Raw genomic sequence first — 21119 nt, forward strand, 5'->3', positions numbered from 1 at the left:
CGGGTTACCTGACCGGCGCGCCCGCCGGGACCGGGCCACCCTGGCCGGCCCCGCCCTGCGGCCGGGCCGAGACCTGCGGCAACGGCACGGTCTGCAGCACGCGCGTGATGATGTGGTCGATCGGCACGCCGTCGGCCAGCGCGTCGTAGGACAGCACGAGCCGGTGGCGCAGCACGTCCGGCACGACGTCGACGACGTCCTGCGGCAGCACGTAGTCACGGCCGCGGACCAGGGCCAGCGCCCGCGCGGCGGCGATGATGCCGAGGCTCGCCCGCGGCGAAGCACCGTAGGACACCCAGCCGGCGACGTCGGCGAGGCCGTGCTCGTTCGGCGTCCGGGTGGTCAGCACGAGGCGCACGACGTAGTCGACGAGGGCGTGGTGCACGAACACCTGCGCCGCGACGCCCTGCAGCCGGACCAGCTCGCCCGGGCTGAGCACCTCGTGCGGGGTCGGCGGCGTGACGCCCATCCGGTAGATGATCTCGCGCTCCTCCTCGGCGGAGGGGTACTCGACCTGGATCTTGAACAGGAACCGGTCACGCTGCGCTTCCGGCAGCGGGTACACGCCCTCGTTCTCGATCGGGTTCTGGGTGGCGAGCACGAGGAACGGGTCGGGCATCGGGAACGTCTGCCCGCCGATCGACACGTGCCGCTCGGCCATCACCTCGAGCATCGCGGACTGGACCTTGGCGGGCGCGCGGTTGATCTCGTCGGCGAGCACGAAGTTCGCCACGACCGGGCCGAGCTCGACGTCGAACCGCTCGGCGCCCTGCCGGTAGATCCGGGTGCCGAGGATGTCCGCGGGCACCAGGTCGGGGGTGAACTGGACGCGGGAGAACGAGCCGCCGACGACCCGCGCGAACGTCTCGACGGCGAGGGTCTTCGCCACGCCGGGCACGCCTTCGAGCAGCAGGTGGCCCTTGGCCAGCAGGCCGACCAGCATCCGCTCGACCAGGCGGTCCTGGCCGACGATGATCCGCTTGACCTCGAACACGGTCCGCTCCAGCAACTGGGCGTCCCGCGCCGGTGTCGCCGCCTGCTGGCCGTTCCCGCCCTCGGCGTAGCCGGGCTCGGTCACTCTGCCTCCTCGAAAGTTCGTGCGCCGCCCCCGCGACGGTGATCACGCGGTGCGACCGTACTGCGTCCCCCGGCCGTTCGTCCGTCCGGCACGCGGACACGGGTTGCCCCGTCAGTAGCCAACACCTTCCCTGGTGTGACATCTGTGAAGCTGATCCGGTTCCCGTTCTCAGCGGTGCCGCTCGAGATCCTCGGGCGTGTCGATGTCGTCCGCTTCGCCCAGTTCCGCCGGGACCTCCGCGACCGCCAGCCCACCCAGCACCCGCCGCAGCGCCGCGTTCTCGACCTCGTCCGGCAACGCCGCCCGCAGCGCCGGGACCCGCCACGCCCCCAGCAGCCACTGCCGGGATCCCGCCGCGTCCACCAGGACCGCGCCATCGCCGTCACCGAGAGCCGCGACCAGGCGGTCCACAGTGGACCGCCGGACGCCCGGGAGGTCGGCGGCCAGCACCGCGACCACGTCGACCTCCGCCGGCACGAACGCGAGTCCCGCCGCCAGCGCCGCCACCGGGCCGGTGCCCGGGACCGGTTCCCGGGTCCACACGACGTCGAAGCCGGGCCGCCGCGGGCCGACGGCGATCACGCGCTCGGCTCCGGAGAGAGCGTGGATCGCGCGGGCGAGCAACGGCTTCCCGCCCACCGACAGGGCCGGCTTGTCCACACCGGACAGTCTGCGCGCCGAACCCCCGGCCACCACGATCCCCGCGTACCGCATCCGGGGAATCTAGCCCATACTGAGCGCGTGTCGTACACCGTCGAGCCCCGCGTCGACGCCTACCTCGCCGCCCTGCCCGAGTGGCAGCGGGCGATCTGCCGCGAGGTCCGCGAGCTGGTCCACGCGGCGGACCCCGACGTCGTCGAGACGATCAAGCGCACCCGGCAGCCCTACTTCGTGCTCGAAGGCAACATCTGCGCCCTCCTGGCGGCGAAGGACCACGTCAACGTCTTCGTCTACGACGGCGGCATCGTCCCCGACCCCGAAGGCATCATCACCGCCGGGCACGGCAACAAGACCGCGCGGACCGTCGCCTTCCGCGAAGGCGAGACCATCAACGCCCCCGCGCTCACCGCCATGTTCCGGCAGATCATCGCGAACAACCGGGCCGGCGGCTGGCGCAAGCTCAAGCGCGGGTGAGCACGAGGTAGGCCAGGCCGAGCACACCCCGGTAAACGCCCACGTACTCGCGCAGCCGCCGGTCGAGCCACTCCCCGACCTCGCCCGCCCGCCGGTCGTCCGGGTGCGCCGCCAGCCACTCCTCCCAACCGGCCCGCGAGGTCGACTCGAAGTCGTCCCATTCGAGCTGGTCGGCCGTGCTGAGGTGCCGGACGCGCCAGCCGGCGTCGACCGCGGCGTCGAGCAGCTCCGGCAGCGTCAGCGTGTCCGGGCCGAAGATCTCCAGCGCCGCCGGGTTCGGCGGCGCGGCCCAGAAGCCGTCGCCGTAGAGCAGCCGGCCCGACGGCACCACCTGCGCCAGCCGCGCCAACGCGGCCTTCGTCGAGCCGAAGACGTGAGCGGAGCCGATGCAAAAGGCCCGCTCGACGGGAACGTCCCAGTTCGCGGCGTCCGCCTCGGTGAAGTCGATCGACAGGCCTCGCGTCGTGGCGGCGGCCCGGCCGCGGTCGAGGCCGGTCACGTCGGTGTCGACGCCGGTCACTCGCAGGCCGGGCGCCCGCGCGGCGGCCCGCAGCGGCAGCTCACCCCAGCCGCAGCCGAGGTCGACGAGGTGACCCTCACGCAGGGCCATCCGGTCGAGCAGCAGCTCCGCGTGCGGTTCGGACAGGGGCGTGTTCCAGCGCATCCGCGAGCGGCGCAGCGCGTTCAGTTCGTCGTCCACCGTGGTGATCCTGAAGCCCGGAAGACTCCCGCGTCGAGCGAGTTTCAGCCGATCAGGCGGGTCGCGTACGGCATGATCCCGCCGTAGCGCACCGGCGCGACCCGGACGCGCAGACCGGACTGCGGCGCCTCGACCATCTGGCCGCCGCCGAGGTACAGCGCGACGTGGTGGATGCCGCCCGCGCCGCCGTAGAACAGCATGTCGCCGCGGCGCATCTGGGACAGCGGGACCCGCCGTCCCGCCGTGTACTGGTAGCCGCTGTAGTGCGGCAAGCCCGTCACCCCGGCGAACGCGTAGATCATAAGGCCGGAGCAGTCGAAGCCGATCTTGTTGTAGTCGCCGTAACGATCGGCGACACCGCCGTCGCGGATGCCGCGGGTCGGGCCGCTCGCGTTGCCGCCGCCCCACGCGTAGGGCAGACCGACCTTGGACAGCGCCCGCGCGATGACCGCCTCGATGGACGACCCGGCCGGGCCCGACGCCGGCTTGCTCGCCGGGCGGCCACCGCCGCCACCGGACGAACCGAGCGCGGCCTGGCGGGCGCGTTCGTCGTCTTCGCGCTGCTTCTGGGCGAGCCAGTCCTGGTAGCGCTGGCGCTGGCCCTGCAGGCCGCTAACCTTGGCCTGCGCGGCGTAGAGCTGCTGTTCGACGTCGGACTTGTTCTTCTCGAGCTGCGTGTTCTGCGTCGCCTGGCTGTCCTGCGCGCTGATCGCCCTGGCCTGCGCGGAATCGGCGGAGTGCTTGGCCTCGCGGGCGGCGTCCTGCTTCTGTTGCGCGATCTCCGCGGCCTTGCGGGCCGCGGAGTCCTTGTTGGCCTTCGCCGTCTGCGCCTGCTGGAGCCGGTCGAGGGCGTTGAGCCGGTCGCCGCCGACGGCGTCGAGCAGCTGCGCGCGGGCCAGCATGTCCTTGGGGCTGTCGGCGCTCAGGTACGCCGAGAGCGAGCCGACCGTGCTCCCCTGCTGGAAGCTCGCGGCGGCGAACGTCTTGAGGTCGGTGCGGGCCTTCTCGATCGCCGCGGCCGCCGCGTCCGCCTCGGTGCGGGCGGCCTTCGCGTCGTTCTCGGCCTGGGCGGCGGCGTCCTGCGCGGACTGCAGGTCGACCAGGGCCTTGTTGGCCTCTTCCTGCTTGAGCTCGACGTCGTCCTGCAGCTGCGACAGCTTCTGCTCGGCCTGGGCCAGCTGGTTGGTCAGCCGGCCGACCTCGCCCGCCTTCGCGTTGGCGTCGGCCTTGCTGTTGTTCAGGTCGGAGTCGCTCGGGTTCGGCGGTGGCGGGGGCGCCGCCAGGCCGGTGCCGCCGGCCCCGAACAAGATCACCAAGGTGAGCGCGCTCACGGTGAGTCCCCGGCGGGTCCGCGGCACCCCCGGACCCCCACGCCGTCCCGCCACGACCGTCCACCTCCGCTCACCTGCGCACATCGCGCGTCACTGCAGTCACACCACTATCACAAGCATCACCGGAAACTTACACACCGTAGGCGCCAATTCCCCTCATTGAGGGACCCCCGTCGCGGATGGCGCAGCCCACACCGCGCGTCGTCTTGTCCCCCAAACAGGACGCGCGTACTGTTTGAGGCACCGCGAGGTGTGCCATCCCCGATCCGGTCCTACGGTGGGGGTGCGCAAGACTCGCCACCACCGAACCCGACCGAACTGACCCGGGACTCGACCGCCGCACCGGCGCGGAAGTCCATGCCACTGGAGTTAGACGTGACCGCACCTGCCAGCAAGGACAGCTTCGGCGCCAAAGACACGCTGAAGGTCGGCGACGCCTCGTACGAGGTGTTCCGCCTGAACAAGGTCGAGGGCGCCGAGCGGCTGCCCTACAGCCTGAAGATCCTGCTCGAGAACCTGCTGCGCACCGAAGACGGCGCGAACATTACCGCCGACCACATCCGCGCGCTGAGCTCGTGGGACCCCAACGCCGACCCGTCGATCGAGATCCAGTTCACGCCCGCCCGCGTGATCATGCAGGACTTCACCGGCGTGCCGTGCGTCGTCGACCTCGCCACCATGCGCGAGGCGGTCACCGACCTCGGTGGCGACCCCGACAAGGTCAACCCGCTCGCCCCCGCCGAACTGGTCATCGACCACTCGGTCATCATCGACGTCTTCGGCCGCCCCGACGCCTTCGAGCGCAACGTCGAGATCGAGTACGAGCGCAACCGCGAGCGCTACCAGTTCCTGCGCTGGGGCCAGGGCGCCTTCGACGAGTTCAAGGTCGTCCCGCCGGGCACCGGCATCGTGCACCAGGTCAACATCGAGCACCTCGCGCGCACGGTCATGTCCCGCAACGGGCAGGCCTACCCCGACTCCTGCGTCGGCACCGACTCGCACACCACCATGGTCAACGGCCTGGGCGTGCTGGGCTGGGGCGTCGGCGGCATCGAGGCCGAGGCCGCCATGCTGGGCCAGCCGGTGTCGATGCTCATCCCGCGCGTCGTCGGCTTCAAGCTGACCGGGGAGATCCCGGCCGGCGTCACCGCCACCGACGTCGTCCTCACGATCACCGAGATGCTGCGCCGCCACGGCGTGGTCGGCAAGTTCGTCGAGTTCTACGGCGAGAGCGTCGGCGCGGTGCCGCTGGCCAACCGCGCCACCATCGGCAACATGAGCCCGGAGTTCGGCTCCACCGCGGCGATCTTCCCGATCGACGAGGAGACCGTCCGCTACCTCAAGCTGACCGGCCGCTCGGCCGAGCAGGTCGCGCTGGTCGAGGCCTACGCCAAGGAGCAGGGCCTCTGGCACGACTCCTCGCGCGAGGCGGCCTACTCCGAGTACCTCGAGCTGGACCTCTCGACGGTCGTCCCGTCGATCGCCGGCCCGAAGCGCCCGCAGGACCGCATCGAGCTGTCGGACGCGAAGTCGGCGTTCCGCAAGTCGATCCACGACTACGTGGACGGCGAGGACTCCACCCCGCACACGAAGATGGACGAGGCTTCGGAGGAGTCCTTCCCGGCCAGCGACGCCCCTTCGCTGTCGTTCGCCGAGGACGACGCCGCACCGGTCACCAGCTCCGCCGCGAACGGCGCGTCGGGCCGCCCGAGCAAGCCGGTCAAGGTCTCGACGGCGGACCGCGGCGAGTTCGTGCTCGACCACGGCGCCGTCGTGATCGCCTCGATCACCTCGTGCACCAACACCTCGAACCCGTCGGTCATGCTCGGCGCCGCGCTGCTCGCGCGCAACGCCGTGGACAAGGGCCTCGCGGTCAAGCCGTGGGTGAAGACGTCGATGGCGCCGGGCTCGCAGGTCGTCACCGACTACTACACCAAGGCCAACCTGTGGCCGTACCTGGAGAAGCTGGGCTACCACCTGGTCGGCTACGGCTGCACCACGTGCATCGGCAACTCCGGCCCGCTCTCGGACGAGATCTCCGCGGCGATCCAGGAGAACGACCTCACCGCGGTTTCGGTGCTCTCGGGCAACCGGAACTTCGAAGGCCGGATCAACCCCGACGTGAAGATGAACTACCTCGCGTCGCCGCCGCTGGTCATCGCCTACGCGCTGGCCGGGACGATGGACTTCGACTTCGCGAACCAGCCCCTGGGCCAGGACGAGCACGGCACCGACGTCTTCCTCAAGGACATCTGGCCGACCGCGCAGGAAATCCAGGAGACCATCGACTACGCGATCACGCAGGAGATGTTCACCAAGGACTACGCCGACGTCTTCGACGGCGGCGAGCGCTGGAAGTCGCTGCCCACCCCCGAGGGCAAGACCTTCGAGTGGGACGCCGAGTCCACCTACGTCCGGAAGCCCCCGTACTTCGAGGGCATGACGCCGGAGCCGGCCGCGGTCACCGACATCACCGGCGCGCGCGTACTGGCGAAGCTGGGCGACTCGGTCACCACCGACCACATCTCCCCCGCCGGCGCGATCAAGCCGGGCACCCCGGCCGCGCAGTACCTGACCGAGCACGGCGTGGAGAAGAAGGACTTCAACTCCTACGGCTCGCGGCGCGGCAACCACGAGGTGATGATCCGCGGCACCTTCGCGAACATCCGGCTGCGCAACCAGCTCCTGGACGACGTGCAGGGCGGCTACACCCGCGACTTCACCCAGGACGACGCCCCGCAGGCGTTCATCTACGACGCGGCGCAGAACTACGCGGCGCAGGGCACCCCGCTGGTCGTGCTGGGCGGCAAGGAGTACGGCTCCGGTTCGTCGCGTGACTGGGCGGCCAAGGGCACGTCGCTGCTGGGCGTCCGCGCGGTGATCACCGAGTCGTTCGAGCGCATCCACCGCTCGAACCTGATCGGCATGGGCGTCATCCCGCTGCAGTTCCCGCAGGGCGAGTCGGCCTCGTCGCTCGGCCTGGACGGCACCGAGACGTTCGACATCACGGGCATCACGGCGCTGAACGACGGTGACACGCCCCGCACGGTGCACGTCACGGCGACCAAGGCCGATGGCACCAAGGTGGAGTTCGACGCGGACGTCCGCATCGACACCCCGGGTGAGGCGGACTACTACCGCAACGGCGGCATCCTGCAGTACGTGCTGCGGAAGATGACGCAGGCGTAAGGGTTTCTGCTCGGAGAAGGCCTCCCCGCTCGGTGAGCGGGGAGGCCTTCTCCGTTACGCGGGCACGGCTTCCCAGCGCACGCTCGACCTTGGCGACGGCGACTTCGGCTCGCCGGAAATCAGCGGGCGGAGTTCCACGACCTGAACGGCCCGCACCGTTCGCCCGCCGAAAGGTCGGCGAAGTCCGCGACCACGCGCCGCTGGTGACGGGCGACCCGCCAGACATCTTCGCGGTGGCGGCCCTTGTCGGCCGCGGGGCCCCGCACGCGGGCCGATCGAGGGTGCCCGGCCATTGGTGAACCGCGAGCAGCCGGCCCAGCTCGACGAGCTGCTGCGCGAGTTCGTCCACACCTGTTACGCGGGCACAGCTTCCCAGCGCACGCTCGACACCGACGGCTCCAGCGAGAGCCGCGAAACCGCCGCCTCCATCTGGGCGTCGTCGCGCTGGTCGCCGACCAGCTCGGCGCGGACCTCGACCGTGCGGTCTTCGCGGTCCGTGCTCAGCACCGAAAGCAGCCGGAAGTCCGTGCGGGTCAACGATTGCACGAGCAGCGCCCGCACGTGGGCCTCGGTCGCGTCGCGCGTGACGGCCTGGAACGCGTACCGCGTCGGCGTCTCGCCCCCCGCGTCCGGGCGGCGGTCGACGACGCGGCCCAGCGGCCGCAGCACCACGTTCACCCCGACCACGACCGCCGTTCCGGCCGCCGCGACGACGTACAGCCCGGCTCCGGCCAGCGCACCGACCGCGGCCGAGCACCACAGCGTCGCCGCCGTGTTGAGGCCGCGGACGTTGAGGCCGTCGCGCATGATCACCCCGGCACCGAGGAACCCGATGCCCGAGACGATCTGCGCGGCCACCCGCGTCGGATCGGCGTCACCGCTGGAAGCCAGCCCGCCGAAGCCGTGCGCGGACAGCAGGACGAAGAGGGTCGCCCCGACGGCGACCAGCGCGTTGGTGCGCAGCCCGGCCAGCCGGGCCCGGAACTGGCGCTCGACCCCGATGACGGCACCCAGGCCGACGCCGGCGCCCACGCGCAGCAGCATTTCGAAGATGGTCATGATCCGGCTCTTTTCCGGCGTGCGCGCACTGCCGGACAGGGGGCGGCCGGACTCAGCCCAGCGGGAAACCCCCGGTGAGCGCGCGCCCGGCCGTCCGATGACTGTCCGCTGGCATGTGCCGCTCACCTCGCTTCCGTGCTCGTCTTGATCAACCGGACCACTGTAGCGCCTGGTCCGCTCCCGGCGCTGTGATGATCGCTACGCCCAGTGCCGCCGCAGGTGCGGCACGAGGTCGGCGGGGCGCTCGTCGGGGAAGAACAGCTTCGCGCCCGGGACCTCGACGACTTCGGTGACGCCCGGGACGGTCTCGGCGAACCGGTGCGCCCACTCGACGCCGAAGTTCGGGTCGCCGGTGCCCCAGACCAGCAGCGTCGGCACCGTGAACGCCTTGAGCAGCGGCTCGATCGCGTCCAGCTCCTCGCCGCGCACCGAGGTCAACAGGCGCTCGAACTGCCGGGCCGCTTCGAGGGTGCCGAACACCGGCCGGACGAACGCTTCGAGGACTTCGCCGGGCACTTCGTCCGGCCGTTCGTAGCCGCCGCCGAGGGCACCGGCCCGCATCCGCCCGGGGTGCGCGGCGAGCCGGACCGACCGCGGCGCGAGTTCCCCGCGCTCGGCCAGCTCCACGATCGGCCGGAACGCGGCGGGCGGCAGGTTGCCCCGCGTGTCGCAGTTGGTCAGGGCGAGCGTCCGGAGCCGGCCGGCGTGGTGCACGGCGAAGACCTGGGCGACGGCGCCGCCGGTGTCGTTGGCGACCAGGTCGAGCTCGCCGAGCTCCAGCGACTCGCAGAAGTCTTCGAGGAGCCGGGCGAGTCCGTTGAGGCTGAGGTCCTGCGTGGCCGTGACCGGTGAGCCGCCGTGCCCCGGCAGGTCCGGCGCGACGCACCGCCGCTCCCCCGCCAGCTCGGCGATCGCCTTGCGCCACAACAGGTTGTTCGTCCCGGCGCCGTGGACGAAGAGCGTGACCGGTCCTTCGCCGACGTCGACGTAGCTCACTTCGCCGGACGCCGTCGACACGCGTCCGCGCTGGTCCTCCCAGGTGCGCAGGTCCATCGGTAGAGTTCCTCCGGAAGTAGACCGACTGTCGGTCTAGTATCAACAGACCGACAGTCGGTTTGTCAACGACGGAGGCAGCCCACCGGCATGAACAAGAAGATCGACCGCGGCCAGGCGACCCGCGAGCACCTCGTCGCGGTCGCCTCGGACCTGTTCACCGAACACGGCTACGACGCGACGTCGATCGAGGCCGTCCTGCGAGCCGCCGACGTCAGCCGGGGCGCGCTCTACCACCACTTCCCCGGCAAGGACGCGCTGTTCACGGCCGTCTTGGACGCCGTCTACGAGCGGGTGGAAGCGGAGAGCGCGCGGGCCGTCGAGGGCCTGACCGAGCCGGCGGCCGCCCTGCGCGCCGCCTGCCTGGCGTGGATCCGGAGCACCGCGGACCCCGTGGTGCGGCAGGTGCTGCTCGTCGACGCGCCCGCGGTGCTCGGCTGGCAACGCTGGCGGCAGCTCGACGAGCGGCGCACGCTCGGCAAGATCAAGGCCGCGTTGCGGCGCGACGGCCGGATCCCCGCCGCGCGCGTGGACCTCTTCGCGCACGTGCTGCTCGCCGGGATGAACGAAGTCGCGCTGCTCGCCGCCCGCACCGGCGAACCCACGAGCACCGCCGAAGCCGAGGCCGCCGCCGCCGACCTGCTCGACCGCCTGCTCGGGACGTGAAACGGGCCGGGGCGACGACGTCACCCCGGCCCGTTTCCCGGGTTCGCTACGGCGTTTCGAACGGCTGGACGTTCGGCTGGAACACCTGGCCGCCCGCCGGCACCTTGAGGTCGGTCAGGTAGTCGGCCACGGCCTTGTCGACGCCGAGGGCGTCACCGAGGATGCAGTGGCCGAACGCGTCGACCGACAGCAGCCGCGCGTTGCCCAGCTCCGCGGCCATCCGCTGAGCGAACTTGTACTGCGTCGCCGGGTCGTAGTAGTTGCCGACCACGACGACCGGGACGTCGGTCTTGGCCCGCCACGGACCGCGGTAGACGTCCGGCTTCTTCGCCGGCCACACCGGGCAGCCCGCCGTGTCGGCGAACGCCTGGTAGCGGCCGAAGGTGCGCGATTCGCGCTCCCACTGGGCGGCGATGCCCGGCACCTGGTCCTGCTTGATCTTGAACGGCTTGTCCGAGCAGTTGACCGCGAAGTACGAGTCGTCGCTGGTGTACGGGCTGTCCGGGTTCTGGTCGGCCAGGCCCCGCTTGCCGGGGGTGAGCGCCTTCAGCGGCTTGGCCTGCAGCGCCTGCGCCTGCGCGCCGGTCGGGTGGAGGGCGCCGTAGAGCGCCTGCAGGTCCTCGGCCAGGCCGGGGAACGCCGACGGCGAGTACAGGACGCTCGAAACGCCGCCGGTGAACTGGTTGATGTCCACCGTGCCGCCACCGGGGATGGTGATCGGCTGCTTGCGCAGGTACTCGCGGAGCTCGTCGAACTTCGCCCGCGGGTTGCCGTCGCTGAACGCGCACTTGGCGCCGGCCTGGTCGCACCGCTTGAGGAAGCCGTCGAGGGAGATCTCGAAGCCCTGCGCGCGTTCGCGGTCGTACTGCACGCCGTCGCTGGTGCGCAGCGCCGGGTCGACGTTGCCGTCGATCACGATGGCCCGCGACTGCTTCGGGAACATCGAGGTGTAGGTCGAGCCGATCAGGGTCCCGTAGGAGAAGCCGACGTAGGTCAGCTTCTGGTCGCCGACCGCCGCGCGCAGCGTGTCGAGGTCGCGCACGACGTCCTTCGTGGACATGTGGTTGAGCAGCGAACCCGCGTTGTTCTTGCAGAACTGCCCGTAGTCGCGGTAGCTGGCGAGCGTCCCGGAGATCTCGGTGCGCGACAGCGGCACCGGGATCTGGGCGCCGAAGACCTCGTCCGCGTCTTCCTGGGTGGTGAAGCAGCGCAGCGGGTTGCTCTGCCCGACCCCGCGCGGGTCGAACCCGATGAGGTCGAACCGGTCGACGACCTGCGGCTGGAAGTAGTACTGGCCGCTGATCGGCATCCGCAGGCCGGACCCGCCGGGACCGCCCGGGTTGAGGAACAGCGAACCGACCCGCTGGTCCGGCGTCCGGGCCGCGCGCTTGAGCAGGGCGATGTCGATGGTGCCGAGCGTGGCGTTGTCGTGGTCGATGGGCACCCGGTAGCGGGCGCAGCTGTAGTACTTGACCTGGTCCGCGGGCACTCCCGCGAGCGTGGCGGCCGAGCAGGTGCCCCAGTTCGGCGCGGCGGTCGCCCCGACGACCGCCGGCTTGACGGCGGCTCCGGCGACATCGGTGGCGGCCGCGGCGGTGCCCGCCGTCCCGGCCGTGCCCAGCCCGGCCACGAGCGCTCCGGCCAGCGCGAACGAGCGTATCCGGCCCCTGGTGGATCTCCGCAAGACGACTCCTCCGTAGGTCACGCATCCACCGCGCGTCCAAGACGTCACGGCGCGTTACCCGGGAGAGACTGGCACAAACCGGCGAAAGCCGTCACCGGCCAAAAGGATGGTGGGAACCTACCCGACGACCGCGGTCAGCAGGAAAACCGGCAACGGGCGGCCGGCTTCCTGCTGCTCCATCGCGTACCCCGGCCAGAACTGCAGCAGCTCCCGCCACATCGCGGCGTACTCCTCGCCGGTCAGCTCCCGCGCGACGACCGCCGTGGGCCGTCCCGCCCGTGCGACCTCCGCCTTCGGGTTCGCGCGCAGGTTCAGCGCCCACGCCGGGTCGTGCCGGCGGCCCCAGTTGGAGGCCGTCAGCACGAAGTCGTCGCCATGCGGGTAGTAGAGCAGGTTGGTGCTGCGCGCCAGCCCGCTCTTGCGGCCCGTCGTCGTGAGGCGCAGCGACGGCAGCCCGGCGAGCGCCACGAGGCTCACCCGGCCGCCGAACGCCTTGTGCAGTTTCTTGTCCGCCCACACGACGAAGCGTGCCGTGCGCATCAGCCACGGCTTCGTGCCGACAGCCCGGGCGAGTGCCCGGAGAGGATTAGCCACGCACAGATCTTGCCAGGCTCACCCCGAACCGCTGCTGGGAGTCGGTCCACCAGTGCGCCAGCTCGAACCCGGCCGCGGCCAGCTCCGCCTCGACGCCGGACGGCCGGAACTTGGCGGAGATCTCCGTGCGGATGTGCTCGCCCTCGGCGAAGCTCACCGTGAGGTCCGCGCCCGGGATCTCGACGGTGAGCGCGCGGCGGGCCCGCAGGCGCATCTCGATCCACTCGTTCTCCGCGTCCCAGTGCGAGACGTGGTCGAACTCGTCGGTGTCGAAGTCCGCGCCGAGGCGGGCGTTGATCACGCGCAGGACGTTCTTGTCGAACTCCGCCGTCACGCCCGCGGCGTCGTCGTAGGCGCGTTCGAGGATGCCCGCGTCCTTGACCAGGTCGGTGCCGAGGAGCAGCCACTCCCCCTCGTCGAGGACCTCCCGCACGGACCGCAGGAAGGCCGCGCGCTCGGCGGGCAGGAAGTTGCCGATGGTGCCGCCGAGGAACGCCACCAGCCGCGGCTGACCGCCGGGCAGCAGGCCGAGGTGCTGGGTGAAGTCGCCGACCACCCCGCGGACGGTCAGCCCCGGGTAGTCCTTCGAAATGGCTTCGGCGGCCTCGGCGAGCGCCGACTCGGACACGTCGAGCGGGACGAACGCCTCCATGGTCCCGTGCGCGGTGAGCGCGTCGAGCAGCAGGCGGGTCTTCTCGCTCGAGCCCGAACCCAGCTCGACGAGTGTGTGCGCGCCGGTCAGCTCCGCGACGTCGGCGGCGTGCGCGGCCAGCACCTCGCGTTCGCTGCGGGTCGGGTAGTACTCCGGCAGCTGGGTGATCTTCTCGAACAGCTCGCTGCCTTCGGCGTCGTAGAACCACTTGGGCGGCAGCCACTTGCGGTCCGCGGTGAGGCCGGCGACGACGTCGGCGCGCAGTTCCGCGGTGACGGCGTCGCCGGAGCGGTGGTGGTCGAGATCGACTTCGGTCATGGGTTCTCCTGGGTCAGGGGAAGCAGTTCGACGCCGGCCGCGGTGGCGCGCACGGCGTGGTGGTCGGGGACGGGCCGCCAGCGCGGGTCGCCGTCACAGGGTTCGGAGGCCAGCAGCACGCCGGACGGCGTTTCGAACACCGACAGCGCGTGCGTCCAGGTGGTGCCGATCAGCGTTTCGCCGTCGGTGAGCAGGAAGTTGAGCCGGGAGCCGGGCGCGGCCGCTTCGACCTCGGCGGTCAGTTCCGCCACCGCCCGAAGCGGATCCTCGCCCGCGGCGAGCCGGGCGCGCAGCAGCGCCCAGAGCACCACCGAGTCCGTCGGTGCCTCCAAGGTCAGCAGCTCGGTGATCGGCAGCGTCTTGGCCGGGCCGGCCAGCGAGTCCGGGTAGCCGCGGACGACGCCGTTGTGGCTGAACAGCCAGCGCCCGGCGGTGAACGGCGCCGCGGCCGCCTCGGTCACCGGCAGGCCGGTGGTGCCGTTGCGGACCGCGGCGACGAACGCGCCCGTGGTCACCGCCGCCGCCAGCGGCGGCAGCGTCTCGTCCGTCCACAGTGGAGTCGAGCGGCGGTGGCGCAGCGGCGGCGAGCCCGGGCCGGGGTACCACCCCAGCCCGAACCCGTCGGCGTTCACCGAGCCACCGCCGCGCATGTCCGCCGGCGCGTAGGACTGCACCAGCAGCGAATGCGGCGCGCGGAAGAGCACCTCGGCGGGTGGAACCGGCTCGCCGAGGTAGGCGATGTGCCTGCACATGGTGCCTAGCCCACCTCGCCGGGTGCCGCGTCGCGCGCCGTGCGGAAGCCGGCGAAGATCTGCCGCCGGATCGGGTAGTCCCAGTTGCGGAACGTGCCCCGGATCGCCGCCGAGTCGGTGCCGAACGAGCCACCGCGCAGGATCTTGTACTCCGGCCCGAAGAACACCTCCGAGTACTCCCGGTACGGGAAGGGCACGAAGCCCGGGTACCCGTGCAGGTCGGTGCTCGTCCACTCCCAGACGTCGCCGATCAGCTGGTGCACGCCGGTCGGCGACGCACCCGCCGGGTACGCGCCCGCGGGCGCCGGGCGCAGGTGCCGCTGGCCGAGGTTGGCGTGCTCGGCGGACGGCTCGTCGTCACCCCACGGGAACCGCCGCGACCGGCCCGTCGCCGGGTCGAACCGCGCCGCCTTCTCCCACTCCGCTTCGGTCGGCAGCCGCCGGCCCGCCCAGGCCGCGTAGGCCTCGGCCTCGTGGTAGGAGACGTGCACGACCGGCTCGTCGGCCGTGACGCGTTCGTAGACGCCGAACCGGGTCCGCCACCAGCCGTCCTGCTCCCGCTTCCAGAACCGCGGCGCGGTGATGCCGTGCTCCGTCCGGTAGGCCCAGCCCGCCGGGCTCCACCACCGCTCGTCGTCGTACCCGCCGCCGTCCAGGAATTCGGCGTACGCCCCGCAGGTGACCGGGACGGTGTCCAGCCAGAACGCCTCGAGGGCGAGCTCGTGCGCCGGGCGCTCGTTGTCCAGCGCCCACGGCTCGGCCGACGTGCCCATGGTGAACGCGCCGCCCGGGACCAGCACCTCGGCCGGCAGCGCGCCGGAGCGGGCGGGCGGCGGCTCCGGCGCGTGCAGCACCGGGTCGCCCTTGCGCAGCTGGTGGGTGGCCAGCATCGTCTCGTCGTGCTGCTGCTCGTGCTGGGTGATCATGCCGAACGCGAACGCCCGCTCGGTCAGCTTGCTGCCCTGCAGCGGCACGCGTTCGAGGACGTCGAACGCCTTTTCGCGAACCTGCTTCACGTACGCGCGGGCCTCGGCCGGGCCGAGCAGCGGCAGCTCCGGCCGGTCGGCCCTGGCGTGCTGGAAGGCGTCGTAGATGTCGTCGATGTCCGGGCGCAGCGGCTCGCGGCCGCCGACGTCGCGGACCAGCCACAGCTCCTCCTGCACGCCGATGTGCGCCAGGTCCCAGACCAGCGGCGACATCAGCTTGGAGTGCTGGCGGACCAGGTCTTCGTCGTCCACGGCGTCGGTCAGCGCCTCGCTGCGCGCCCGGGCCCTCGTCAGTGCTTCGGCGGCACGGGCGCGCAGGTCCTGCGCGCTCAGGTCGTCCAGTGCTTCGGCTTCTGTGCTCATGCTTCGCTCCTCGATCGGGACACGCGCCCCTGCACGCTCTCGCTGATCTCGGTGATCGATTCGTCCGCCAGCCCCGTCTCGCCCAGCTCGGCGCAGCCGAGGTCGGCGAGCGCGGCCGCCGCGGCGGCCAGCTCCGGGTCGGCCAGGCCACGCCGCGCCGCGGTGCGCCACCGGCCCGAGACGGGCCCGCACAGGTCGAGCACCTTGTCCACCGTGGACGGGCGGGCGAGCAGCGCCGAGACCAGTGCGACCGGCGGCAGCCACGCGCCCGGCGGCTGGGCGTCGAGGTACCGGATCTCCAGGTACCCCTGCGGGCGGACGGGGGTGAACATCGTCGTGAGGTGGTAGTCGAGGTCCACCGACGTGGGTTTCGGCAGCAGGGCGCCGGCGCCCTTGCCGTCGATCCAGTCGGCGAACGTCAGCCCCTCGGGCGCGTCCCACGGCCGGTCGCCGCGGGGCAGCACCAGCAACGGCGTGTCCATCAGGCGGGCGGCCCACTCCGCCGCGGGCTCGCCCGCGACGCGTTCGGTGCGCGACCGGACCGCTTCGGTGTCGTGCACCGCGAGCCAGCGGGCGGAGGCGAACCCCGTGTCGCGTCCGGCGTGGACGCGGGAATTGGCGAAGAGGGCCAGCAAGGGCGGGCCCATGGCGTGGGCGGCCGCCCAGCGGAAGGCGTGCTGGTCGGCCTCCCCCGCGTCGACGCACACCTGCAGGCCGGCGGTGCTGCACATCATCGTGATGCCGCCGGGCCCGATGGGCGCGAACCGGCGTTCCATCGCCGCGTAGCGCGGCGTGCGCAGGAGCCGGCGCGGCGCGCGGTGCGCGTCGATGCCGGTTTCGCCGAGTTCGAGCCCGTGGCGGGCGAGGAGGGTGCGCAGGTGGCGCAGATCGGCCGAGACGACCGCGTCGAGTTCGCGGAGCGTGGCCTGGGGAAGCGCGGATATTTCGACTTGGCAGCCGGGTTCGAGGCTGACCGGGCTGCCGGCCGGGAGTGGCACGGCGGGGCTGTCGGGGCGGAGGGTCCGCGGGGTGTGCGGGCCCAGCGCCGTGGCGAGTACGTCGGGATCGAGCGGTCTTGCCGGGTCGTCGGCGTGGTGCACGGTGAACTCCAGCTCCACGCCGGTCAGGCGGGGTGGCCCGTGCTTGAAGCACACCGATGCCACGTACGCCTCCCCGGCCGCGCGGTCCGCGAGGAGCCGCGCGGTCTGGTTCGACGCACTACCCGACTTCTCGGGGAAATCGTGCACCGTAGACGCTTCTGTCATGTCCGTTTCCTAGTCCCGTGTGGTGGAACTTCTCGACTTCGGACGCTACACGCGGGGTACGACAAATTCAGGGCTCGTCTTGCCCCGCAGGACGGTTTCACCACTCCGTAAGAACCCCCGGATCAGGGCAAAGCGGACTCGGTGCCCAGTCCCAATTCGGCCGCGGACGCGCGCACGGCCTCGATCACCAGGTGCAACGCGGGCCGCCGGAACGCGGTGCGCCGGTAGGCGATCGAAACCGTTCGGAGCAACGGCGTGGTGAGGGTGACGACGTCGATCCCCGGCGGCCGCAGCAGGCGCAGGCCGAGGTCCGAGACCAGGGTGACGCCCAGCCCGGCGCCCACCATCGCCATCGCCGTCGACTGCTCCTCGACCTCGTGGTTGATCTTGGGGGCGAACCCGTGGCGCTGGCAGGCGGTGCGCATCGCGCGGCCGAACTGCGACTTCGCGCTGGCCAGGATCCACGGGTGCTCGGCGAGGTCGTCCAGCGACGCCGATCCCGAAGGGAACGCGCCCCGCGGCACCGCGGCGTGCAGGCGCTCGACGGCCACGACCGCGCGTTCCAGCCCGACGTCCCACGCCATCGGCGAATCGGAGTAGTCGATGACGAACGACAGGTCGAGGCTGCCGTCGCGGACGGCCTCCGCGGTGTCCTCGGGCGCCAGCTCGCGGGTGCGGACCTCGATGCCGGGGTGGTCGCCGGCCAGCGCGGTCAGCGCCGTCGGGAGCAGGCCGGAGGCCACCGAAGCCCACACCCCGGCGGTCAGCCGGACCGTGCGGGCCTCCTGCGCCTCCTCCAGTGCGAGTGTCGCGCGCTCCACCGATCCGAGGATCTCTTCCGCGTGCTCCGTGAGCAGGGTGCCCAGCTCGGTCAGCTGGACCCGGCGGCCGAGCCGTTCGAACAGCTTCGCGCCCACGTCGCGTTCCAGCTGCGCGAGCTGCTGCGATACCGCCGAAGCGGTGTAGTGCAGCGCGGCGGCGGCCGCCGTCACGGTTCCCCGGCGGTGCAGCTCGCGAAGCATCCTCAAGCGGTGCAACGAAAGCTCCATACACAAAACCTAAACGAGATCGTGCAGGTTCGTTAAATGGACGGGACGGCCACCCCGGGCGCACGCTCGTGGAGGCGGCCGGGACGGGCCGCCCCGGACTTCCCTGGAGGTGAGTGGCCTGATGACCCCGCGCAACCCCGGACCGCTGATGCGGCTCACGTGGACCGATCCCGAAACCGGCGCAACCGGCTACCTGGTCGTGCACAGCCTGGTCTCGGGCGTCGCCACCGGCGGCACCCGGATGCGGGCCGGCTGCACGATGTCCGAGGTGGAGGACCTCGCCCGGGGCATGGCCAACAAGACCGCGACCTTCAACCTGCCGGTCGGCGGGGCCAAGGGCGGCATCGACTTCGACCCGAAGGACCCGCGCGCGTTCGGCGTCCTCAAGCGGTTCTGCGCGTTCCTGCGGCCGTGGCTCGACGCCCATTGGGTGACCGCGGAGGACCTCGGCGTCCCGCAGCACCTGATCGACGAGGTGTTCGCCGAGCTCGGGCTGGAGCAGTCGTACCACGCCGCGATCCGCCGTTCGGCCGACCCGGCCCGCACCCTGCGTCGCGTGCAGGCGGGCCTCAACGCCCCGGTGCCCGGCGGGCTCCTGCTCGGCGACGTCGTGGGCGGCTACGGCGTGGCGCAGTCGTGCCTCGGCGTCGCGGCCGCGTGGGACTGGGACGCCCGCGAGACGACGGTGGCGATCCAGGGCATCGGCACCATGGGCGGCGGCGCGGCCTGGTACCTGCACGAAGCCGGGATGAAGGTGGTCGCGGTGGCCGACGCCACGGGAACGCTCTACGACCCGGTCGGGCTCGACGTCCCGGCGCTGCTCGAGCTGCGCGACCGCTTCGGCGAGGTCGACCGGTCGCGGCTGCCCGCCGGGGTGCGCTCGCTCCCCCGCGAGACGATCGTCGGCATCGACGCGGACATCTTCGTGCCGGCCGCGATCTCCTACGCGCTGCGCCCGGACAACGAAAACCTGGTCAAGGCGGCGGTGGTCGTCGAAGCGGCCAACGCGGCGACGACCCCGGAAGCGGAAGCGGCGCTGTCCGCGCGCGGGGTCGCCGTGGTCCCGGACTTCGTGGCGAACGCCGGCGCGGCCGCGTGGGCGTGGTGGCTGCTGCTGGGCGAGGTCGGCGCCGATCCGGCCGACTCGTTCCTGCGGCTGCGCACCGAAATGCAGGCGAAGGTCGCCCTCCTGCTGGCCGAGTGGCGGATGGACCGGCTGCCGCTGCGCGTCACCGGGCTCCGGCTGGCCGAGGCCAACCGGGTCCGGCGCACCGAAGCCGCGCTCGCCCCGGAAGGTGAGCCGCAGCTGCTCATCCCCTAGACGAGCAATGCGCAACCCGGTCAATGGTCGTAAGCGGTCAGGGATCAGGTGATGGGCTGGCTGCCGGCGCGGTTGTGCCGGATGGCGGCGGTAAATCAGCCGGACCCCGCGCTCGGTGAGCAGGTGGGGTTCGTGGTCAGATCGTCTGGCGGTCAGCCACGGTTCGCGAAGCGGTCGGTCGCGCCGATCAGGACGTCCTGCATCGACGCGGCCGACACCGTGTGCCCGACGTCGTCGAGCATGACCAGCTCGCTGCCCGGCCAGGCGTGGTGCAGCAGCCACGGCGTGCCGACGATGTTGCTCGTGTCCAGCACCCCCTGGGCCAGCACGGCGGGGATGTCCGCGAGCTCGCCGGCCCGGCGCAGGATTTCGCCGTCGGGCAGGAACGCGCGGTTGCTGAAGTAGTGCGTGACGAGCCGGGCGAAGCAGAGCCGGTAGGCCGGGTCCTCGAAGACGTCGTGCGGCGGCACCCCGGGGAGCATGGCGTCTTCCCAGGCGCACCAGTCGTCGGCCGCCTTGTGGTGGATTGCCGGGTCGGGGTCCATGAGCAGCCGGTGGTAGGCGGCCGAGAGGTCGCCGTCGCGCTCGCTTTCCGGCACTCCTTCGCGGAACTTCGCGAAGGCGTCCGGGAAGTACGCGCCGAGCCCGCGGATGAGCAGTTCGATCTCGAGGTGGCGGTCGGTCGCGAGGCCCATCAGGACCATTTCGCTGACCCGGCCGGGGTGGCGCAGGGCGTAGGCCAGGCTGAGCACCGAACCCCAGGAACCGCCGAACAGCAGCCACTTCCCGATCCCGAGGTGCGTGCGCAGCCGTTCGAAGTCCGCCACCAGGTGGCCGGTCGTGTTGGCGGAGAGGTCCGCGACCGGGGCGCCCGCGTGCGGGGTGCTGCGCCCGCAGCCGCGCTGGTCGGCCAGGACGATCCGGTAGCGCGCCGGGTCGAAGAACCGCCGGACGCCGGCCGAGCAGCCGGAGCCGGGCCCGCCGTGCACGACCAGCGCGGGCTTGCCGTCCGGGTTCCCGCAGGTCTCCCAGTGGATTTCGTGCCCGTCGCCGACGTCGAGCATGCCGTGTTCGTACGGTTCGATCTCGGGGTACCGCATCGGCGCGTCCTTCCACCTCGGAATGCAACAGCGCTGTCACATTAGCCGGGACGAGGAGTTCGCGCGCGGTCTTTTCCGCTCAGCCGAGGGTGCCGGCCAGCTCGTCGAGCGTTTCGGCCAGCTCGCGCGGCCCCGCCGGTCCGATGTGGATGACGGCGTCGTCGCCGGAGCCGGTCGTGTAGCTGAGGTAGCGGCCCCAGTCCGTGTCGGCGTAGTGCAGCGGCTGCTGCAGGCAGGTGTGGCGGCCGACGTCGTCGCGCCGCCCGACGTAAAGCTCGCCGCTGCCCGAGACCGGCCGCTGCACGAGGCTGACGACATCGGCGATCGCCGGGGCCAGCGGGTACGCCTCCTGCCCGCGGCGCGCGGCCTCGGCCAGGTCGGCGACCCGGACCGAACGCGGGTGCCCACCGCCGGGCCCGACCGGCGGCAGCTGCTCGACGAGGGACTCGGCGAGCCGGTTCCGGTCGATCTCCTGCACGCCGATGTGGGTCCCGTCGGAGACGGCGAGGATCGCCTGCAGCCCCTTCGCCGCGGCGAGCACGCCGTAGGTCTGCCCGTCGACACCGACCCAGCCGTAGCACTCCCGCGCGGGGTTGACCAGCAGCGGCAGCCAGTCGAGGAAGTCGACGGTGACCCGCCCGCGCACGTCGACGAGCCCGGCTTCCGCCAGCGCGGCGTCGATCCGCTTGCCCGCCTCGTCGCGCTCCACGTCCGACAGCCAGATCGGCTCCGGGCGCAGGGTGATGTGCAGCTGACCCGCCTGTTCGCGTTCGGCCAACGCGGCCAACGCCTCGACCGGAACGTCCACCCGGCCTGTTGCCACGT

Annotated in this window: 19 protein-coding genes; 4 read left to right on the forward strand and 15 right to left on the reverse strand. The window is 72.0% G+C overall.

All coding sequences use genetic code 11. The annotated features are described in order from the left end of the window. Positions 1-4: 4 nt before the first annotated feature. Entirely contained in the window at positions 5-1078 is a 1074-nt protein-coding gene (locus tag ACLJQM_RS40950; protein WP_360771096.1) for an AAA family ATPase, read from the reverse strand. Positions 1079-1246: 168 nt separating this feature from the next. Next, positions 1247-1792, reverse strand: a complete 546-nt coding sequence (locus ACLJQM_RS40955; RefSeq protein ID WP_360771093.1) for a molybdenum cofactor guanylyltransferase — start codon at positions 1790-1792, stop codon at positions 1247-1249. 27 nt (positions 1793-1819) lie between these two features. Here ACLJQM_RS40955 and ACLJQM_RS40960 point away from each other — a divergent pair, with 27 nt between their 5' ends. Next, positions 1820-2212, forward strand: a complete 393-nt coding sequence (locus ACLJQM_RS40960) for a DUF1801 domain-containing protein (protein ID WP_410635717.1) — start codon at positions 1820-1822, stop codon at positions 2210-2212. Here ACLJQM_RS40960 and ACLJQM_RS40965 read toward each other — a convergent pair. Together ACLJQM_RS40965 and ACLJQM_RS40970 are read right to left on the reverse strand one after the other, a co-directional pair. Then, positions 2199-2912, reverse strand: coding sequence for an SAM-dependent methyltransferase (locus tag ACLJQM_RS40965; protein WP_247023208.1), 714 nt, complete (start codon positions 2910-2912; stop codon positions 2199-2201). The genes ACLJQM_RS40960 and ACLJQM_RS40965 overlap by 14 nt on opposite strands. Positions 2913-2956: 44 nt before the next feature. After that, positions 2957-4327, reverse strand: coding sequence for an NlpC/P60 family protein (locus ACLJQM_RS40970; RefSeq protein WP_410635719.1), 1371 nt, complete (start codon positions 4325-4327; stop codon positions 2957-2959). Positions 4328-4600: 273 nt separating this feature from the next. Between ACLJQM_RS40970 and ACLJQM_RS40975 the strand changes: the two genes are divergently transcribed. Beyond that, entirely contained in the window at positions 4601-7432 is a 2832-nt protein-coding gene (locus ACLJQM_RS40975; RefSeq protein WP_410635720.1) for an aconitate hydratase, read from the forward strand. Positions 7433-7786: 354 nt separating this feature from the next. Here the strand turns inward: ACLJQM_RS40975 and ACLJQM_RS40980 are convergent, their stop codons facing one another. Together ACLJQM_RS40980 and ACLJQM_RS40985 are read right to left on the reverse strand one after the other, a co-directional pair. After that, positions 7787-8491, reverse strand: a complete 705-nt coding sequence (locus ACLJQM_RS40980; RefSeq protein WP_360771078.1) for an MgtC/SapB family protein — start codon at positions 8489-8491, stop codon at positions 7787-7789. Positions 8492-8689: 198 nt separating this feature from the next. Next, positions 8690-9544, reverse strand: coding sequence for an alpha/beta fold hydrolase (locus ACLJQM_RS40985; protein WP_410635722.1), 855 nt, complete (start codon positions 9542-9544; stop codon positions 8690-8692). Positions 9545-9634: 90 nt separating this feature from the next. Between ACLJQM_RS40985 and ACLJQM_RS40990 the strand changes: the two genes are divergently transcribed. Beyond that, complete coding sequence (locus tag ACLJQM_RS40990) at positions 9635-10210, forward strand: TetR/AcrR family transcriptional regulator (protein WP_247023202.1); 576 nt, start codon at positions 9635-9637, stop codon at positions 10208-10210. A 46-nt stretch (positions 10211-10256) separates the two neighbouring features. Here the strand turns inward: ACLJQM_RS40990 and ACLJQM_RS40995 are convergent, their stop codons facing one another. The 7 genes from ACLJQM_RS40995 to ACLJQM_RS41025 form a co-directional block, all read right to left on the reverse strand. Further along, a complete protein-coding gene (locus ACLJQM_RS40995) occupies positions 10257-11870 on the reverse strand; it encodes an alpha/beta hydrolase (protein WP_410635865.1) in 1614 nt (537 codons plus the stop codon). 141 nt (positions 11871-12011) lie between these two features. After that, a complete protein-coding gene (locus tag ACLJQM_RS41000) occupies positions 12012-12434 on the reverse strand; it encodes a nitroreductase family deazaflavin-dependent oxidoreductase (RefSeq protein ID WP_360771158.1) in 423 nt (140 codons plus the stop codon). Between the two features lie 46 nt (positions 12435-12480). Next, positions 12481-13458: an L-histidine N(alpha)-methyltransferase gene (gene egtD, locus ACLJQM_RS41005; RefSeq protein WP_360771069.1), complete on the reverse strand. Its 978-nt coding sequence runs from the start codon at positions 13456-13458 to the stop codon at positions 12481-12483. Beyond that, positions 13455-14210 carry an ergothioneine biosynthesis protein EgtC gene (gene egtC, locus ACLJQM_RS41010; protein ID WP_410635724.1) on the reverse strand — a complete coding sequence of 252 codons (756 nt, stop codon included), beginning with the start codon at positions 14208-14210 and terminating at the stop codon, positions 13455-13457. The genes egtD and egtC overlap by 4 nt, the downstream gene beginning before the upstream one ends. Positions 14211-14215: 5 nt before the next feature. Further along, positions 14216-15559, reverse strand: coding sequence for an ergothioneine biosynthesis protein EgtB (gene egtB, locus ACLJQM_RS41015; protein WP_410635725.1), 1344 nt, complete (start codon positions 15557-15559; stop codon positions 14216-14218). Further along, a complete protein-coding gene (locus ACLJQM_RS41020) occupies positions 15556-16824 on the reverse strand; it encodes a glutamate-cysteine ligase family protein (RefSeq protein WP_360771062.1) in 1269 nt (422 codons plus the stop codon). The genes egtB and ACLJQM_RS41020 overlap by 4 nt, the downstream gene beginning before the upstream one ends. Before the next feature lie 122 nt (positions 16825-16946). Beyond that, the gene (locus ACLJQM_RS41025; protein ID WP_410635727.1) at positions 16947-17873 is read right to left on the reverse strand and encodes a LysR substrate-binding domain-containing protein; all 927 of its coding nucleotides are present in this window, start codon (positions 17871-17873) and stop codon (positions 16947-16949) included. A gap of 121 nt (positions 17874-17994) precedes the next feature. Between ACLJQM_RS41025 and ACLJQM_RS41030 the strand changes: the two genes are divergently transcribed. Beyond that, positions 17995-19194, forward strand: coding sequence for a Glu/Leu/Phe/Val dehydrogenase dimerization domain-containing protein (locus tag ACLJQM_RS41030; protein WP_410635729.1), 1200 nt, complete (start codon positions 17995-17997; stop codon positions 19192-19194). A 152-nt stretch (positions 19195-19346) separates the two neighbouring features. Here ACLJQM_RS41030 and pip read toward each other — a convergent pair whose 3' ends face one another. Together pip and ACLJQM_RS41040 are read right to left on the reverse strand one after the other, a co-directional pair. Beyond that, the gene (gene pip / locus ACLJQM_RS41035) at positions 19347-20294 is read right to left on the reverse strand and encodes a prolyl aminopeptidase (protein ID WP_410635730.1); all 948 of its coding nucleotides are present in this window, start codon (positions 20292-20294) and stop codon (positions 19347-19349) included. Positions 20295-20373: 79 nt separating this feature from the next. Beyond that, a complete protein-coding gene (locus ACLJQM_RS41040; RefSeq protein ID WP_360771155.1) occupies positions 20374-21102 on the reverse strand; it encodes an ESX secretion-associated protein EspG in 729 nt (242 codons plus the stop codon). Between the last annotated feature and the right edge of the window lie 17 nt (positions 21103-21119).

It is taken from the genome of Amycolatopsis sp. cmx-4-83 (genome assembly GCF_046548815.1).
Lineage (GTDB): Bacteria > Actinomycetota > Actinomycetes > Mycobacteriales > Pseudonocardiaceae > Amycolatopsis > Amycolatopsis pretoriensis_A.

Bases quoted from the DNA above. Each gene is read 5' to 3' on its own strand.
- egtD (WP_360771069.1), bottom strand. From the start codon at position 13,458: ATGACCGAAGTCGATCTCGACCACCACCGCTCCGGCGACGCCGTCACC.
- ACLJQM_RS41020 (WP_360771062.1), bottom strand. From the start codon at position 16,824: ATGACAGAAGCGTCTACGGTGCACGATTTCCCCGAGAAGTCGGGTAGT.
- ACLJQM_RS40970 (WP_410635719.1), bottom strand. From the start codon at position 4,327: ATGTGCGCAGGTGAGCGGAGGTGGACGGTCGTGGCGGGACGGCGTGGG.
- ACLJQM_RS40980 (WP_360771078.1), bottom strand. From the start codon at position 8,491: ATGACCATCTTCGAAATGCTGCTGCGCGTGGGCGCCGGCGTCGGCCTG.
- ACLJQM_RS41025 (WP_410635727.1), bottom strand. From the start codon at position 17,873: ATGGAGCTTTCGTTGCACCGCTTGAGGATGCTTCGCGAGCTGCACCGC.
- ACLJQM_RS41030 (WP_410635729.1), top strand. From the start codon at position 17,995: ATGACCCCGCGCAACCCCGGACCGCTGATGCGGCTCACGTGGACCGAT.
- egtC (WP_410635724.1), bottom strand. From the start codon at position 14,210: ATGTGCAGGCACATCGCCTACCTCGGCGAGCCGGTTCCACCCGCCGAG.
- egtB (WP_410635725.1), bottom strand. From the start codon at position 15,559: ATGAGCACAGAAGCCGAAGCACTGGACGACCTGAGCGCGCAGGACCTG.
- ACLJQM_RS40975 (WP_410635720.1), top strand. From the start codon at position 4,601: ATGCCACTGGAGTTAGACGTGACCGCACCTGCCAGCAAGGACAGCTTC.
- pip (WP_410635730.1), bottom strand. From the start codon at position 20,294: ATGCGGTACCCCGAGATCGAACCGTACGAACACGGCATGCTCGACGTC.
- ACLJQM_RS40955 (WP_360771093.1), bottom strand. From the start codon at position 1,792: ATGCGGTACGCGGGGATCGTGGTGGCCGGGGGTTCGGCGCGCAGACTG.
- ACLJQM_RS40990 (WP_247023202.1), top strand. From the start codon at position 9,635: ATGAACAAGAAGATCGACCGCGGCCAGGCGACCCGCGAGCACCTCGTC.
- ACLJQM_RS40985 (WP_410635722.1), bottom strand. From the start codon at position 9,544: ATGGACCTGCGCACCTGGGAGGACCAGCGCGGACGCGTGTCGACGGCG.
- ACLJQM_RS41000 (WP_360771158.1), bottom strand. From the start codon at position 12,434: ATGCGCACGGCACGCTTCGTCGTGTGGGCGGACAAGAAACTGCACAAG.